This window comes from Magnetovibrio sp., assembly GCF_036568125.1.
Lineage (GTDB): Bacteria > Pseudomonadota > Alphaproteobacteria > Rhodospirillales > Magnetovibrionaceae > Magnetovibrio.
This window is the reverse complement of the sequence record NZ_DATCTF010000004.1, coordinates 104,114-118,714: the sequence shown is the minus strand read 5'-3', so window position 1 is coordinate 118,714 and position 14,601 is coordinate 104,114. Positions and strand designations below refer to the sequence as shown.

Genomic DNA, 14,601 nt, shown 5'->3' with positions numbered 1-14,601 from the left:
GCGAGGAGCGCGAACGCGGATAAAAGGGCCGATGTCCTCATGAAGGCAGGCCCTATTCCAGGCTGCCGGTGCCGACCAGCAACCAGTTGGGGTTACGCGATTTCGCCGGACGCGAGAAAGTCCAAAAATCCGTCGCCTCTACGACCTTGGTGGGATCCCCGTCGATGACCGATCCGTCGCTGTCCAACAGCGCGCTAATTTGTTCCGACACGAATTTCACCGTTACGACAGCATCGCGTCCGTCCATATAAGCTTCCACGACCTCGGCCTTGGAAATACCAACCAGGGTTTCCTGCAACGTTTGGCCTTCGGCGTTGCGTTCGGATATGGCCTGTTCGAACCCTGCGAACACATCGCTGCTGAGCAAGTTTTTCAACGTCTTGGTGTCGCCGTCGGCGTAGGCGTTCAAAATCATTTCGAACGCCATGCTGGCGCCGCCGATAAAGTCCTTGGTGGTAAAGCTTGGGTCGTTCTCGCGGATGGCGCGGATGCCGTCGCCAAGCGGACCTTCGGGCAGGTCCTCTTGTGGCTGGGCTTTCTCGACGGGTTTTTCGTCACCGAAGAGATCGCTGTCGGCTGTGCGCGCGCCGGGCAGCTCGATCACATTTCCATTGTCGTCGCGAGGCTCAGCCTTGGCATCCTGGTCGCGTTTGAACACATCGCCGTACCCGCCTTCATGGCCATCGCGATTGCCCAACACGCTGCGTAACCTCAAAACCAAGAAGATGGCAATCAGGGCAAAAAGAATAATGTCGAAAAACTGCATGCCGCTATCCGTCGCTTATGTCCATGGGCCGGGCTGGGTTGCGTGGCCCCGAACTGGACCCCACATCTGCCCTAGATTAAAAAGGCTATCGTACGATGACTATACGCAGATCATCACCTCACGATAACCGTTAGATAGGCCGATGCCAATGGAAGGGCAAGGCATAAGGAATAATATGGCTTTGCTTTTATTGGCCGGGTTTATTGGCGTACCGCTGATCGAAATCGCGCTGTTCATACAAGTTGGCGGGGCGATCGGGTTGTGGCCGACCATTGCGGTGGTGGTTTTGACGGCCATCGCGGGCACCGCGCTGTTGCGTCACCAGGGTCTGAGCGCCTTGACGAGATTGCAAGACAGCCTCGATCGCGGCGAGCCACCGATAGATCCCGTGTTCGACGGGTTTTGTTTGTTGGCGGCCGGGATTTTGTTGCTGACGCCTGGTTTTTTTACCGATGCAATCGGCTTTTTGCTGTTCACCCCGCCGCTGCGCGCCGCGCTTAAGCGCCTGATCGTCAGCCGCATGCAGGCCGCCCGCCACAGCGGACAACAATATTTTTATTGGCACAGCACCCAGAACCGATCACCCGACAGTGACGCAAGCGACGATGTCATTGAAGTCGACTATCAAGATGTCACCATCACCAAAAACCCACCAAGTGCGGACAGCGAACCCAAAGATCGCCCCTAAAACGGCTGCAGCCTTGTTCACGTCAGCAATCCGTGTTAGCGAAAGATCCAGGTTTTGCGCCGACAATCGGCGAGTTTTATCGAACACATGCGGTCTTTCCGCTGTTCTTTATCAATATTCAGGTATCAGAGGACATATCCCATGAGCGACACTCCCGAAACCGGCGGCGCCAACGCCCAACAGCAGGTCCTGGCGGTCAACGGCCAGTACATCAAGGACTTGTCTTTTGAATCACCCAACGCGCCGGGTATTTTGGCCGAACTGCAAAACAAGCAGCCAGACGTCAATGTCAACGTGGACGTTCAGGCCGCTCGTATCGAAGGTCAAGCCGCCAACAACATGTTCGAAGTGGTTTTGGACATGCGCTCGGAACTGAAGCTCGAAGGCAAGGTCGGCTTCATCGTCGAACTGAAATACGGTGGTGTATTCACCATTAACGTACCCGAGGAACACTTGGGGCCGATGCTGCTGATCGAATGCCCGCGCATCCTGTTCCCGTTTGCCCGCAACATCATGGCCGACGCCACTCGCGACGGCGGCTTTGTACCGCTGCTTTTGCAGCCGATCGATTTCGCCGCGATGTATCAGGCGAATTTGGCGCAACAAGTTCAGGACGCACAGAAAACCGTCGATGATTTGTCCACGACCCAAGGAAACGCTTAAAGCCGGCAGTCGCAGCTACCACTAAAAAGAAACGCCCCCAATCGGGGGCGTTTTTTGTTTAGAGCTTCCAGATCGGGTCTTTCAGCGTTCCTATGAACGCTTCGTGCGCGGCAATCTCTTCGGGTGTGGGCGCAAATACGCGCGCATCGCGCTGTTGGCGTTTTTCAACGCGAATTTCCGTTTCGCTTTCGACCGTCTCTTCGACCCCGAGACCAAGGCCGGTTTGGCGGCCGCCTTTCAATTCCAGATAGACGTCGGCCAACAGCCGCGCATCCAGCAGCGCGCCGTGCAGTTGTCGGTCTGAATTGTCGATCCCAAAGCGGCGACACAGCGCATCCAGGTTTGCTTGTGCGCCGGGAAATTTTTTGCGCGCCATTTGCACCGTGTCGATGGCGCGGGCCATATCCAAGGTTGGCTTACCGAGATTTTCCAGTTCCCAGTTCAAAAACCCCATGTCGAACGCGGCGTTGTGAATCACCAACGGAGCATCGCCGATGAAGTCTAAAAATGCGTCCGCGACCTCGGCAAACACTGGATGGTCTTTCAGAAATTCCTCGGACAGGCCGTGAACGTTAAAAGCCTCTTCGGGCATGTCGCGCTGGGGATTGATGTAGGCGTGATAAACCTCACCGGTGGCGACGTGGTTGATCATCTCCACGCAGCCGATTTCGACGACTCGATGTCCCGATTTGGGATTGAGGCCGGTGGTTTCGGTATCGAGGGCGATTTCGCGCATGCATTTTTCCTGTTCGGATGGGACGGTTTTGATTATCGAACCCAGTTCGGGCCCCATGTTTGACCCCTCAGCGACCTGCACACTTTGACGATGTTCGCGATTTGGCGCAAGGATTGCCCACGTGTCGAGCCCGTCGTAACGACGAATTCGGCCAGTCGACGCTTAACCTCATCAGGGGTTTGGCGCGCGATGATGGCTTGGAATTTTTGCTCGTTCATCCCCGCACGACGCAACGCCCGTTGGTGCTGAATGAACGGGGGCGCGGACATCACCACCACTGCATCAAGCCGCGCGCGCGCGCCGGTTTCATATAAAAGCGGAATATCCAACACCGCCAATTTTTCACCCCTGGCCTGACACTGGCGCAAAAACCGCCGTTGATCCAGACGCACCAATGGATGAAGCATAGCTTCCAATCTATTCAACGCGCCGTCGTTACCGAGTACTCGCTGTGCGAGCTTCTGGCGATCGATGCCGCCTTTTGAATCAAGCACATCGGAAAATGCAGCCGCAACCCGTGGGGTTGCCGCACCACCCGGGCCCATTAATTGATGTACACATGCATCGGCGTCGTGCACCGGCACGCCTTGAAGTCGAAAACACCTGGCTCCCCAGGTTTTTCCCATGGCGATGGAACCGGTCAGACCCAGAATAAACATCGCCTACACACCGGCCAAAACGTGCTGGCGAAGGGCCTCGGTGACCTCCGGCATACGACCAAACCAAGCCTCGAAGCCAGGGCGGGCTTGATGCAACAACATACCAAGGCCATCGACCGTCGGGTTGGACCGCGCCCGCGCCCGCGCCAGTAAATCCGTTTCCAGCGGTGCATAAACGATGTCATTGACCAGCGCTGTTTGCGGCAATGCAGACAAATCGATGTCGAGCGGCATTTGGCCCTTCATACCCAGGGTGGTGGTGTTTGCGAGCAGGCTTGCGCCGTCCAGATAGTCGGCGCGCTTATTCCAATCGCCGACCAGCACAACACCGGATCCGATCCCGCTTAACTGATCGGCCAACTGTTCGGCGCGTTCTTTGGTTCTGTTGAGCAAACGAATTTCCGGCGCTCCGGCATCCAACAAGGCGACGATGACCGCGCGGGCGGCACCGCCGGCACCTAAGATGACGGCGGGTCCAGCAGACGCAGAGAAGTCGGCGAAGCCGGCTTTCAAATTTTCCAGAAAACCGAAACCATCGGTATTGAACCCATAAAGCGAGCCGTCTTCACGCACCACCACGGTGTTAACGGCACCGATGCGTTGGGCCAGTGGGTGAACTTCATCAACGCCCGCCAGTGCGGCTTCTTTATGCGGCACGGTGACGTTTGCACCGACAAAACCGTCAATGCGCAAGTTTTTCAACTGTCGAGCAAAATCTTCTGGCGGGACGGGAATGCGAACATACTCGCCATCAATCCCATATTGACGAAGCCAAAAGCCATGTACCCGCGGCGATAAAGAATGGTCAACGGGCCAACCAATGACGCCGGCTCGGCGAAAGGACGATTGGGTGGTGTGGGGTGTTTCAGTCATAAGCGCAGTATAAGGATATCCGTGCCCAGTCGGCATACGGAAAATGAATTCATAAACGAACTTTTGTGATCAATCGAGCGCGCCGATTTGCAAATTCAACTCGCTCCACGACATAAATAATGCGTGGCCAGCCTCCTTTATCTCATTCAGGCATTCTTGAATGTCATCGAGGTTGCCCTGGACTTTTCGCATCCAGGCCTTGGCGGCGATGGCATGAAGTTCCTTGTGCAGTTCTTTTACTTTTTTGAATTCCGCCAGACCTTCAAACGCCAATCCGTCACCATACAGCCATTGGCCAATGACACATGCGTCATCGTGAACGATTTCGCGTTCATGAAAATCGTCTAGAGAGTCCTGAAGCGCGGCAGTTAACCGATCCAACCATTTATGATGCTGTTCGACGGCTTCGTGAAAATGCAAGATCGCCAAAACGGTGCCCCCCCACCATTAATACACATACGTACTGTGCTTTCGGCACCCTAAAGGTTCCATTTGCGGGAAGGTCAAACGAAATAATAGCGCTTCATAAAAAATATTCTACCTATTAGAGAGTCAGGGCACCCTTGTGGCGTAGAAAGTTCAACAATGCGATCAACGGCATTCCCAACACGGTAAAAAAGTCGCCTTCGATACTTTGAAAAAGTTGCGCACCAAGCCCTTCCAAATGATACGCGCCAACGCTTGAAGTTACGTCCGCACCGACATGGTCCAGATAGTCATGTAAAAAAACATCTGAAAAATCACGCATGCTCAAATCGGCATGGTCGCTGTAGGTCCACAACTCTTGATCGTCGCAAACCACGCTTACGGCTGAAATCAAACGGTGCGTGTGTCCCCGCAACTGCCTGAGCTGCTCGGCGGCAGCTTCGACGCTGCCCGGTTTGTCCAAAATTTCGTCATCCAGCGCCAAAATTTGATCCGAACCGATCACCAAAGCCCCACGATGGCGTAAACTCACGACACGGGCTTTTTCAAAAGCCAACTTTTGCGCCAGACCTTGCGGGGAACCTAGCCAATTTTGCTTGATCGAAGTTTCATCGATATCGGCTGGATCGCAGCAGTGGCGTACACCTGCGTTTGTTAACATGCGTGTTCGTGCGGTACTGGCTGACGCCAATACGATCTCAGGAGGCCGCATCGAGGCGTTCGTTGTACAGATGCAAAATGGTCGCCGCGGTTTCTTCAACCGATTTGCGGCTGACGTCTATCACCGGCCAATTGTGTTCGGCGTACAGGCGCTTGGCCTCACGCATTTCCTGGGCCACCGCATCGGGATCGATATAATCGGTTTCTTCGGTGTGACCCTGCATTTTCAAGCGCTGGCGGCGGATTTGCACCAACCGGCGCGGATCTTTGGTCAGACCGACGATCAATGGTCGACTGGCGCGTAGCGCCTCGTCGGGAAGCGCCATACCCGGCACAATCGGCACATTCGCCGCTTTGATACCGCGATTGGCGAGATAAATACACGTCGGCGTTTTGGTGGTGCGCGACACGCCCATCAACACAACATCGGCATCGTCGATATCGTGCATGGACTGACCGTCATCGTGAGCCAAAACGAAGTGCAGAGCGGCTATCTTGGAAAAATAATCCGCATCCATGACATGCTGGCTGCCGGGACGGTGTTCACGTTCGACACCCAAGTAGTTTCCGAGTTGACCTAGCACCGGATTGAGCAAATCGATACACGGGACTTTGAATTTCTTACATCCATGCACCAGCTTTTCCGTCAAGTCGTCATCGACCAAAGTGAAGATGACAAAGCCCGGGTTGGCCTCGATTTCACTCAGGATTTCATTCACTTGAGCTTGATTGCGGACCATGGTCCAACGTTTTTCGATCACTTTGACGTCGGGAAACTGAACCAAACATGCACGCGCGACCACATCCAGCGTTTCACCGGTGCTGTCGGAAATTTTATGTAAGATCAATGACGTCATGTGAGCCCAAGGCCTTTAAGTCTATCGTGTCGAACGCAGGGCTTTTTCAGCCGGGAAAACATGTGGACAAAATCGCATCGAATGCGAGATTGGCATTTATGCTTGTATAACTTGGTTCTTTTTAGCCTCTTGGCCCTCAGTGTACAACATTCTCCACGACGGCTGGACATCTCATCGTTTGGCACCGGATGCTCAAACCGATCCCCATAATTCACAACTTTCATTTTATCCGTTTTTAGCGCTGTTTTCATGGTTAACAAAATCTTATGCAGAGGCTTTTCACCATCATCGAGATCGGTTGAAAAGGGGCTGTGCATGAAAGCCGGGAAAACTCCGGGGCAAAAAGAAATCCCCGATATCCACGTCACTACAACAACAACATCCTTTTTATTTATCTAAATATATTGTTTGTTAGGGGCACTCGAAAACGGGATAACTCTTCGAAAATCAGGATTGATCAAACGTGACCAAACGCTTCCTTCAGGCTCTTCAAGGCGAAACGCTCAACCCTCCGCCCATGTGGCTCATGCGACAGGCGGGGCGTTATCTGCCCGAATATCGCGAGATCCGCAGCCAAGCGACCAACTTCCTGCATTTTTGTTATACCCCAGATTTGGCCGTTGAAGTGACGTTGCAGCCGTTGCGGCGCTATGCCTTTGACGCAGCGATTTTGTTTTCCGACATTTTGGTGATTCCCGACGCTTTGGGCCAAAAGGTCGAATTTGTGTCCGGACAGGGCCCCCAGCTTGAGCCGATTAAAAACGAAGCTCAGTTGGAAGCGACGCTTGATCTTAGCAATTTACACCAGCATTTGGCGCCGGTTTACGAAACCGTGCGTCGCCTTTCGCAGGAAATTCCCGACACCACCGCCTTGATCGGTTTCGCTGGGGCGCCGTGGACGGTCGCGACTTACATGGTCGAAGGCAAGGGAAGTAAAAATTACGAAGACGTTCGGTCGGTTGCGTACTCCGATCCGGCGTTTTTCCAGCGCTTGATCGACATGTTGGTCGAAAGCACATCGATGTATTTAATCGAACAGGTGCACCGTGGCGCCGAATGTCTGCAGGTGTTTGACAGCTGGGCCGGTGTGTTGTCGGAACAACAGTTTTACAAATGGTCGATCGAACCGATGGCGCGCATCGTCGAGCGGGTCAAAGCCGTGCACCCGAACGTGCCGATCATTGGGTTTCCCCGTGGTGCGGGACCGCTTTACGAAGCCTACATCCGCGAAACCAAGGTCGATGGCATCGGTCTCGATCACACCGTGCCGCTGGAATGGGCGCGCGACGTGCTACAACCTTTGGCGACGGTTCAGGGCACGCTGGACAATCTGTTGTTGGTTGCGGGTGGCGAGCAGATGGAGCGCGAGGTTGCGCGCATCCTTGAAATTTTGGGTCAAGGTCCCTTTATCTTCAATCTCGGCCACGGAATCGTGCCGCAAACCCCGCCGGAACACGTCGAGCGTTTGTGTGCTTTGGTGCGCGGCGAAGCCTAATCAGATTTGGGGATATCCATGAAACGTTTGGCGATCGTTCTCTACAATCTGGGCGGCCCGGATCGGTTGGAGGCGGTGGAACCGTTTCTTTTCAATTTGTTCATGGATCCGGCGATTATCACCGTCCCGCAGCCGTTTCGCTGGATGTTGGCCAAATTGATTTCCAAGCGCCGCGCGCCCCTGGCTCAAGACATCTATAAACACATCGGCGGAAAATCACCGCTGTTGGATTTGACCAATGAACAGGCCCGCGCGTTGGAAACGGCACTTCGCCGTGATTTTTCCGATGTCGACGTTCAGGCTTTCGTGTGCATGCGCTATTGGCATCCGATGAGCGATGCCGTTGCCCAAGAGGTTAAGGCGTTCAATCCCGATCACATCGTAATGCTGCCGCTCTATCCCCAGTATTCCACCACCACCAGTGAAAGCTCGTTTTTGGATTGGGATCGGGCGGCGTCCGCAGTGGGCCTGCGCGTACCCAATCAACGAATTTGCTGTTATCCGACGGAACCTGGTTTGGTCGCGGCACAGACGGAATTGCTGAAGGTAGCGTTGGATAAAGCCCGCGCACTTGCTGGCCAAGGCCCAGTACGGATTTTATTTTCAGCTCACGGATTGCCGAAAAAAATTGTCGACCGAAAGGGCGATCCCTATCCCCAACATGTGCAACAAGGGGCGGAGGCCATTGTTGCAGAGCTGCAAACCCAAGGTGTTGAATTGGATGAGTGGTTGGTCAGTTATCAAAGCCGGGTCGGACCATTGGAATGGATCGGACCTTCGACCGATGACGAAATTCGTCGCGCTGGTCGCGATGGCGTGGCGCTGGTGGTATTGCCGATTGCATTTGTGTCCGAGCATTCCGAAACTCTTGTAGAATTAGATATAGAATACAAACACTTAGCTGATGAAGTGGGTGTGAAGACTTATGTCCGCGTTCCGGCGGTTGCAACCCATGAGGCTTTTATAAAGGGTTTGTCCAACTTAGTTCAAAGCACGCTCGATCAACAGCTGAGCTTGTGTCCCGGCGGATCGACGGCACGGATCTGCGCCAAGGATGCAAAAGCTTGTCCCATGGGCTTGCTCTAAACGCTGGAACGGGTAAACTCCTGGCCAGTGCAAAACAAAGATCAATAAACGACGGCTCAAAGGGTCCATCCATGCTTGAAAACCTGCTGCTTGAAGGTGATGCCTACAACTGGGTCAAGGCGTTGCACGTCATTTCGGTGATTGCCTGGATGGCTGGGTTGCTCTATTTGCCGCGGTTGTACGTATATCACTGCCAGTCGCAAGTGGGATCCAACCAGTCGGAAACGTTCAAAATCATGGAACGGCGCTTGTTGCGCGCAATCATGAACCCGGCAATGATCTGCACGTGGATTTTCGGATTGTGGATGATGTACAGTCTCGACGCCTGGACTGAGGCTTGGGTTCACGCCAAATTGACCTTGGTCGTGTTGATGACCGTCTTTCATATGTTTTTGGCCAAATGGCGTAAAACCTTCGAGCGTGACGACAACCAAAAGCCGGAAAGCTTTTATCGGATTTCCAACGAAGTTCCGACCGTGTTGATGATTGCAATTGTGATTATTGTCATCGTTAAACCGTTTTGAGGCTCTTCAACACCTTTATTGCTCACAACAAATCGGCTTTGACTTCAATTCCAGCTTCGGGTATTGATGTTCGTGTATTTCAAGCGGCTCGCACTTTTGATTCACTGTAAGTGGACTTAAGTTTTTATAAGTAGCCGCCACCCCGTCTGAATACACCATCCCACCTCCACCAGACGTCTTTCCAATTTTTTCCTTTTTGCCGCGTGGCTCTCCGCCAACTTTATCCGGCCTCATCTTTCCCTTTCACGATCCAAAGACAGGTTCAGACATGAATCTCAAAGAACTCAAACAGAAATCACCCGCAGACCTGCTCGCTTTCGCCGAAAAGCTGGAAATTGAAAATGCCAGTTCGTTGCGCAAGCAAGACATCATGTTCGCCATTCTCAAGCGACTGGCTGAACAAGGCACATCCATTTACGGCGAAGGTGTGTTGGAAGTCTTGCAGGACGGTTTTGGATTTCTGCGTAGCCCCGAAGCCAACTATCTGCCGGGCCCCGACGACATTTACGTTTCGCCCAGCCAGGTGCGGCGTTTCGGGTTGCGCACCGGCGACACCGTGGAAGGCGAAATTCGCAGCCCCAAGGATGGCGAGCGGTATTTTGCGCTGTTGAAAGTCAACACCATCAACTTCGAAGATCCCGGCGCGGTGCGCCATCGCATCAATTTCGACAACCTCACGCCGCTCTATCCCGACGAGCGCCTGACCATGGAAGTCGAAAACCCCGAAAGCAAAGACTACACCGGGCGTATCATGGATTTGATCACGCCGATCGGTAAGGGTCAGCGCGCCCTGGTGGTGGCCCCGCCGCGCACCGGTAAGACGGTGATGCTGCAAAACATCGCTCATGCGCTTGCGGCCAACCATCCCGAAAGCTATCTAATCGTTCTGTTGATTGACGAACGCCCCGAAGAAGTCACCGACATGGCTCGTTCGGTCAAAGGCGAAGTCATCAGCTCGACCTTCGACGAGCCCGCCGCACGTCACGTGCAGGTCGCGGAAATGGTCATTCAAAAGGCCAAGCGTCTGGTCGAACACAAACGCGACGTGATCATCTTGTTGGATTCCATCACCCGTCTGGCGCGTGCCTACAACACCGTGGTGCCAAGCTCCGGCAAAGTGTTGACCGGTGGTGTCGACGCGAACGCGCTGCAACGTCCCAAGCGTTTCTTCGGTGCGGCGCGTAACGTCGAAGAGGGCGGCTCGATGACCATCATCGCCACCGCGTTGATCGATACCGGCTCGCGCATGGACGAAGTGATTTTCGAAGAGTTCAAGGGTACGGGTAACTCGGAAATCATTTTGGACCGCAAAGTCAGCGACAAGCGCATCTTCCCAGCGATCGACATCACCAAGTCGGGCACGCGTAAGGAAGAGTTGCTGGTCGACAAGGGCACGCTGTCGAAAATGTGGGTGTTGCGTCGCATCCTCATGCCGATGGGTGTCACCGACGCGATGGAATTCCTCATGGGCAAGATGCGCGAAACCAAAAACAACAATGATTTCTTCGACACCATGAACACCTAAACTTGGTTTCATCCGAAAAAAGCCCCGGCTCTCGATGAAGAGGGCCGGGGCTTTTTCGTCGGTGATGACGTTATGGGATCAAAACCGTGGAACCTGTGGTTTTACGCGCTTCCAAATCCGTGTGCGCCTGGGCCACGTCGGCGAGCGGATATTCCTGATTGATCTCGATTTTGACGATGCCCGATGTCACAACGTCGAAAAGTTCATCGGCCATGGCGACCAGGTTTTCGCGTTCGGCAATGTAATCGAACAACGTCGGCCGGGTTACGTAGAGCGAACCCATTTTGCCGAGCAACGCCGGCTGGAACGGTTCCACCGGACCGGACGCGTTGCCATACGTCACCATGGTGCCGCGTTTTTTCAAGCAGCCCAGGCTGTCCATGAAGGTGTCTTTGCCGATGGAATCGTAAACCACGTTGACGCCGCGCCCGTCGGTGAGATCCATAAGCCGGTCTTTGAAGCTTTCTTCACGGTACAAAATGGTGTGGTCGCAACCATGCGCCTTGGCCAAATCGGCTTTGGCTGCGCTGCCGACGGTGCCGATCACGGTGGCGCCCAAATGTTTGGCCCACTGACAAACGATCAAGCCAACGCCGCCCGCCGCGGCGTGCATCAAAATGGTGTCTCCAGCCTCGACCCGATACGTCTGGCGCAACAGATACTGTGCGGTCAGGCCCTGCAACATCATCGCCGCAGCGGTTTTGTCGCCGATGGCGTCGGGTAGCTTGACCACGCGGTTGGCCGCGATGGTGCGCATCTGGGCATAAGATCCCGGCGGTTGTGCCGCATAGGCGACGCGATCACCGACTTGCAGATCCGCGACGCCGTCGCCGATGGCGTCGACCACGCCCGCGCCCTCCATGCCGATGGTGACGGGGAAATCGGCCAAGGGGTAAAGTCCGGTGCGCATATAGACGTCGATGAAGTTCAAACCGATGGCGGTATGGCGGATGCGGATTTCACCGGCTGCCGGATCGTTGACCGTGATGTCTTCGTACTTCAGCACGTCGGGTCCGCCGTAAGCGTGCAGACGAACGGCTTTGCATGTGGTGGCCGAGCTCATGTGGGAGGTCTCCTAAAGGTAGCCTTCAAGGCGCAACAGTTGGGTTTTGGTATCCAGTCCGCCGTCACCGGTGTAACCGCCGAGCGTGCTTTGCCCGACCACGCGGTGACAGGGAATGAGAATGGGTATGGGGTTGGCGCCGCAGGCATTGCCCACCGCGCGTGGCGATGAATTCAAGGATTTGGCGATCTCGCCGTAGGTTTTCACCTTGCCGGGTTTGATCTTTTGCATCTCTTTCCACACTCGGCGTTGAAATTCGGTGCCGCCGGGATCAAGCGGCAGTGTTTTGAAGTTCTCATCGCCGCTGCGAAAGTAGTCCCGCAGGGCTTCGGCCGCCTGGCTGAGCACGGGATTTTTGCTGGTGCGTGGGGTATCGAGCCCTTGACCCCAATCGAGCGCGACGATTTGCCCGCCGTCCTCGAACAAGGTGAGCTCACCGACCGGTGTCTTGATGCAAAGCGTTTCCATGGCGTGGACTTTACAGCCCCTTGAGCTGGGCGATCAAGGCATGCTCGTCGATGACCGGGGCAGAGCACGTTCCCGCCCGGCATACATAGGCGGCGGCCCTGCCGTCGACAGGTGTTTTTCCATGCGCGGGATGTCCCGGGGCATAGGTATTGTCCGGATCGGTGCGAATCAGCACGTGCAGGGTGCTGGGTGCGCCGAACGCAGCCTCGATCAACGCAGTGGCGTTGCCGTTGATTCCGGCGACGACGACTTGAGCGCCTTCGCTGAGCAGTTCGAAGGCGTTCAACAAAGTTGGCATGTTGGCGACCGCGTTGGCGTTTTCAGCCGGGAAGGCATGGATTACGTTTTCGGCGCGCACGCGATAATCGTTTTCACCTGTTATCAGATAAAGCCGCGCCAAAACATCGGCCATGGTTCCGTTGCCGCTGGGAACGGCGTTGTCGGCGCACAACCGTGTGCGGGTGATGACATCGGTGACGTCACGCGCGCTCAAACAAAAGCCGCCATCGTCAGCGCACCAGAACAGTGTGTTGGCTTGGTGAACCCAGGCCTCGCATTGCGCAAGGTATGTATCTTCGCCGGTGGCTTCATAAAGATGTAGTGCGGCGCGGCTCATGTGCGCGACGTCGTCTAGCACGGCATTGTGGCGCGCCGCGCCTTGTGCCCAACTGCGCCTCAGGCGTCCATCTTGAACCATGTGTTTGGAGACGAAGGCGAAGGCGGTCTTCGCCACGTCGATCCAATCGGCACGTTTGAACACAGAGCCGGCTTTGGTCAGCGCCTGGATCATCAAACCGTTGAGATCTGCGAGCACCTTGTCGTCACGCCCGGGCCTGGGGCGTTGATTGCGGACGTCGAACAAAAGTGTGCGAGCCGATCCCAGCATGTCTTCGATCGCCGGATCGGCGGGGTAGGGTTTTAGGCGTGCGATCACGTTTGCGCCGGGGCCGCCTTCGGACCAATTGCCGCGCTGCGTGATGGAATAGGTCTGTTTGAACAGCGGCGCCATATCGGTGAGCAGGCGGTCGATTTCGTCTTGGGTCCAGACATAAAAGCGCCCTTCTTCGTTATGCCCATCGTCGTTGAGCGTGTCGGCGTCGAGCGCGGAGGCGAAACCGAACAGACCCCCGCCGTCTTCGACTTTCATCTCGCGCAGAACCCAGTCGATGGTTTCGCGAATGCGGGTTTCGTACAGCGGTGAACGAGTTTCTTTCCACACGTCGGCCATCAGACTGATCAGCTGGGCATTGTCGTAAAGCATCTTTTCAAAATGCGGCACCAGCCATTTTTCGTCGGTGGAGTAGCGGGCGAAGCCGCCGCCGATGTGATCGAAAATGCCGCCCTGGCACATGTGGTCGAGGCTGTTGGTCACCGCGTCGCGATAGAGTTCCAGACCGGTGCGGCGCCACGCCCGCCACAGCAGATGTAACATCGGCGCCTGGGGGAACTTCGGCGCGCCGCGAAAGCCGCCCAAGGCCGGATCGATCATGCGCAAGGCGCCGTCGGCGACCTCGTCGACCGTTGCCATATCCAGCTCTTTGCCTGTGCGTGAGGTCGACAGTGCTTCGAGCGCCTCGCGGATGACGGCGACGTTGCTGATCACTTGTTTCGAATTGTCGTTCCAGGCCCCGGCGATGCCTTCTAGCACCTGCATAAATCCAGGCCGTCCATACCGTTCTTCGGGGGGGAAGTAGGTGCCGCCCCAAAACGGGTCGCCGTCGGGGGTCAAAAACATCGTCAAGGGCCACCCGCCCGGCTGGCGCATGAGATTGAGCGCGGACTGATAAATGACGTCCAGGTCGGGGCGTTCTTCCCGATCGACCTTGACGTTGATGAACAGATCGTTCATGCGCTTGGCGATTTCGGGATTTTCAAAGCTCTCGTGAGCCATGACGTGGCACCAATGGCACGACGAATACCCAATCGACAGCAAGATCGGTTTGCCGGTGGCGAGCGCTGCCTGTAATGCCTCTTCGCCCCAAGGGTACCAGTCGACGGGATTGTCCTGATGTTGCAGCAGGTAGGGGCTGGACTCGTTGGCCAGTCTATTCTTGGGCATGATTGATCGCCTTATGTATTGCGAATTTGAATATGAATTCACCATGCAATCGT

16 protein-coding genes are annotated in these 14,601 nt (G+C 55.3%); 6 read left to right on the top strand and 10 right to left on the bottom strand.

The features are described 5' to 3' along the window. Positions 1-52: 52 nt before the first annotated feature. Positions 53-766: a Tim44/TimA family putative adaptor protein gene (locus VIN96_RS01000; protein ID WP_331893548.1), complete on the bottom strand. Its 714-nt coding sequence runs from the start codon at positions 764-766 to the stop codon at positions 53-55. A gap of 175 nt (positions 767-941) precedes the next feature. On the opposite strand from VIN96_RS01000, the gene VIN96_RS00995 reads away from it, so the two are divergent. Both VIN96_RS00995 and secB read left to right on the top strand, forming a co-directional pair. Beyond that, entirely contained in the window at positions 942-1,454 is a 513-nt protein-coding gene (locus tag VIN96_RS00995) for an FxsA family protein (protein ID WP_331893547.1), read from the top strand. A gap of 141 nt (positions 1,455-1,595) precedes the next feature. Continuing rightward, positions 1,596-2,117, top strand: a complete 522-nt coding sequence (secB, locus tag VIN96_RS00990; protein WP_331893546.1) for a protein-export chaperone SecB — start codon at positions 1,596-1,598, stop codon at positions 2,115-2,117. Between the two features lie 58 nt (positions 2,118-2,175). Here the strand turns inward: secB and dnaQ are convergent, their stop codons facing one another. The 6 genes from dnaQ to VIN96_RS00960 all read right to left on the bottom strand — a co-directional run bounded on the left by dnaQ (position 2,176) and on the right by VIN96_RS00960 (position 6,328). Next, a complete protein-coding gene (gene dnaQ / locus VIN96_RS00985) occupies positions 2,176-2,853 on the bottom strand; it encodes a DNA polymerase III subunit epsilon (protein WP_331893545.1) in 678 nt (225 codons plus the stop codon). Between the two features lie 32 nt (positions 2,854-2,885). Continuing rightward, complete coding sequence (coaE, locus tag VIN96_RS00980) at positions 2,886-3,512, bottom strand: dephospho-CoA kinase (RefSeq protein ID WP_331893544.1); 627 nt, start codon at positions 3,510-3,512, stop codon at positions 2,886-2,888. A gap of 3 nt (positions 3,513-3,515) precedes the next feature. Then, complete coding sequence (locus VIN96_RS00975) at positions 3,516-4,385, bottom strand: shikimate dehydrogenase (RefSeq protein ID WP_331893543.1); 870 nt, start codon at positions 4,383-4,385, stop codon at positions 3,516-3,518. Between the two features lie 69 nt (positions 4,386-4,454). Further along, positions 4,455-4,814 (bottom strand): CZB domain-containing protein, encoded by a 360-nt coding sequence (locus VIN96_RS00970; protein ID WP_331893542.1) that lies wholly within the window; start codon positions 4,812-4,814, stop codon positions 4,455-4,457. A 115-nt stretch (positions 4,815-4,929) separates the two neighbouring features. Continuing rightward, a complete protein-coding gene (locus tag VIN96_RS00965; RefSeq protein ID WP_331893720.1) occupies positions 4,930-5,523 on the bottom strand; it encodes a nucleoside triphosphate pyrophosphatase in 594 nt (197 codons plus the stop codon). Then, positions 5,510-6,328, bottom strand: a complete 819-nt coding sequence (locus VIN96_RS00960; RefSeq protein WP_331893541.1) for a pyruvate, water dikinase regulatory protein — start codon at positions 6,326-6,328, stop codon at positions 5,510-5,512. The genes VIN96_RS00965 and VIN96_RS00960 overlap by 14 nt, the downstream gene beginning before the upstream one ends. A gap of 463 nt (positions 6,329-6,791) precedes the next feature. Between VIN96_RS00960 and hemE the strand changes: the two genes are divergently transcribed. From hemE to rho, 4 genes are all read left to right on the top strand, one after another. Continuing rightward, complete coding sequence (gene hemE, locus VIN96_RS00955) at positions 6,792-7,823, top strand: uroporphyrinogen decarboxylase (RefSeq protein WP_331893540.1); 1,032 nt, start codon at positions 6,792-6,794, stop codon at positions 7,821-7,823. 18 nt (positions 7,824-7,841) lie between these two features. After that, positions 7,842-8,909, top strand: coding sequence for a ferrochelatase (gene hemH, locus VIN96_RS00950; RefSeq protein WP_331893539.1), 1,068 nt, complete (start codon positions 7,842-7,844; stop codon positions 8,907-8,909). A gap of 71 nt (positions 8,910-8,980) precedes the next feature. Beyond that, positions 8,981-9,433, top strand: a complete 453-nt coding sequence (hemJ, locus tag VIN96_RS00945) for a protoporphyrinogen oxidase HemJ (protein ID WP_331893538.1) — start codon at positions 8,981-8,983, stop codon at positions 9,431-9,433. A gap of 268 nt (positions 9,434-9,701) precedes the next feature. Continuing rightward, the gene (gene rho, locus VIN96_RS00940) at positions 9,702-10,958 is read left to right on the top strand and encodes a transcription termination factor Rho (protein ID WP_331893537.1); all 1,257 of its coding nucleotides are present in this window, start codon (positions 9,702-9,704) and stop codon (positions 10,956-10,958) included. 70 nt (positions 10,959-11,028) lie between these two features. Here rho and VIN96_RS00935 read toward each other — a convergent pair whose 3' ends face one another. Genes VIN96_RS00935 through VIN96_RS00925 form a run of 3 tightly spaced genes read right to left on the bottom strand, consistent with a single transcriptional unit; the run spans position 11,029 to position 14,548 of the window. Further along, a complete protein-coding gene (locus VIN96_RS00935; protein ID WP_331893536.1) occupies positions 11,029-12,021 on the bottom strand; it encodes a quinone oxidoreductase in 993 nt (330 codons plus the stop codon). A gap of 12 nt (positions 12,022-12,033) precedes the next feature. Further along, positions 12,034-12,489, bottom strand: coding sequence for a methylated-DNA--[protein]-cysteine S-methyltransferase (locus VIN96_RS00930; protein WP_331893535.1), 456 nt, complete (start codon positions 12,487-12,489; stop codon positions 12,034-12,036). A 10-nt stretch (positions 12,490-12,499) separates the two neighbouring features. Beyond that, entirely contained in the window at positions 12,500-14,548 is a 2,049-nt protein-coding gene (locus tag VIN96_RS00925; RefSeq protein ID WP_331893534.1) for a thioredoxin domain-containing protein, read from the bottom strand. Positions 14,549-14,601 lie beyond the last annotated feature (53 nt).

Bases quoted from the DNA above. Each gene is read 5' to 3' on its own strand.
- VIN96_RS01000 (WP_331893548.1), bottom strand. From the start codon at position 766: ATGCAGTTTTTCGACATTATTCTTTTTGCCCTGATTGCCATCTTCTTG.
- VIN96_RS00995 (WP_331893547.1), top strand. From the start codon at position 942: ATGGCTTTGCTTTTATTGGCCGGGTTTATTGGCGTACCGCTGATCGAA.
- VIN96_RS00960 (WP_331893541.1), bottom strand. From the start codon at position 6,328: ATGACGTCATTGATCTTACATAAAATTTCCGACAGCACCGGTGAAACG.
- VIN96_RS00930 (WP_331893535.1), bottom strand. From the start codon at position 12,489: ATGGAAACGCTTTGCATCAAGACACCGGTCGGTGAGCTCACCTTGTTC.
- VIN96_RS00975 (WP_331893543.1), bottom strand. From the start codon at position 4,385: ATGACTGAAACACCCCACACCACCCAATCGTCCTTTCGCCGAGCCGGC.
- coaE (WP_331893544.1), bottom strand. From the start codon at position 3,512: ATGTTTATTCTGGGTCTGACCGGTTCCATCGCCATGGGAAAAACCTGG.
- rho (WP_331893537.1), top strand. From the start codon at position 9,702: ATGAATCTCAAAGAACTCAAACAGAAATCACCCGCAGACCTGCTCGCT.
- dnaQ (WP_331893545.1), bottom strand. From the start codon at position 2,853: ATGCGCGAAATCGCCCTCGATACCGAAACCACCGGCCTCAATCCCAAA.
- hemH (WP_331893539.1), top strand. From the start codon at position 7,842: ATGAAACGTTTGGCGATCGTTCTCTACAATCTGGGCGGCCCGGATCGG.
- hemJ (WP_331893538.1), top strand. From the start codon at position 8,981: ATGCTTGAAAACCTGCTGCTTGAAGGTGATGCCTACAACTGGGTCAAG.
- secB (WP_331893546.1), top strand. From the start codon at position 1,596: ATGAGCGACACTCCCGAAACCGGCGGCGCCAACGCCCAACAGCAGGTC.
- VIN96_RS00965 (WP_331893720.1), bottom strand. From the start codon at position 5,523: ATGCGGCCTCCTGAGATCGTATTGGCGTCAGCCAGTACCGCACGAACA.
- VIN96_RS00935 (WP_331893536.1), bottom strand. From the start codon at position 12,021: ATGAGCTCGGCCACCACATGCAAAGCCGTTCGTCTGCACGCTTACGGC.
- VIN96_RS00925 (WP_331893534.1), bottom strand. From the start codon at position 14,548: ATGCCCAAGAATAGACTGGCCAACGAGTCCAGCCCCTACCTGCTGCAA.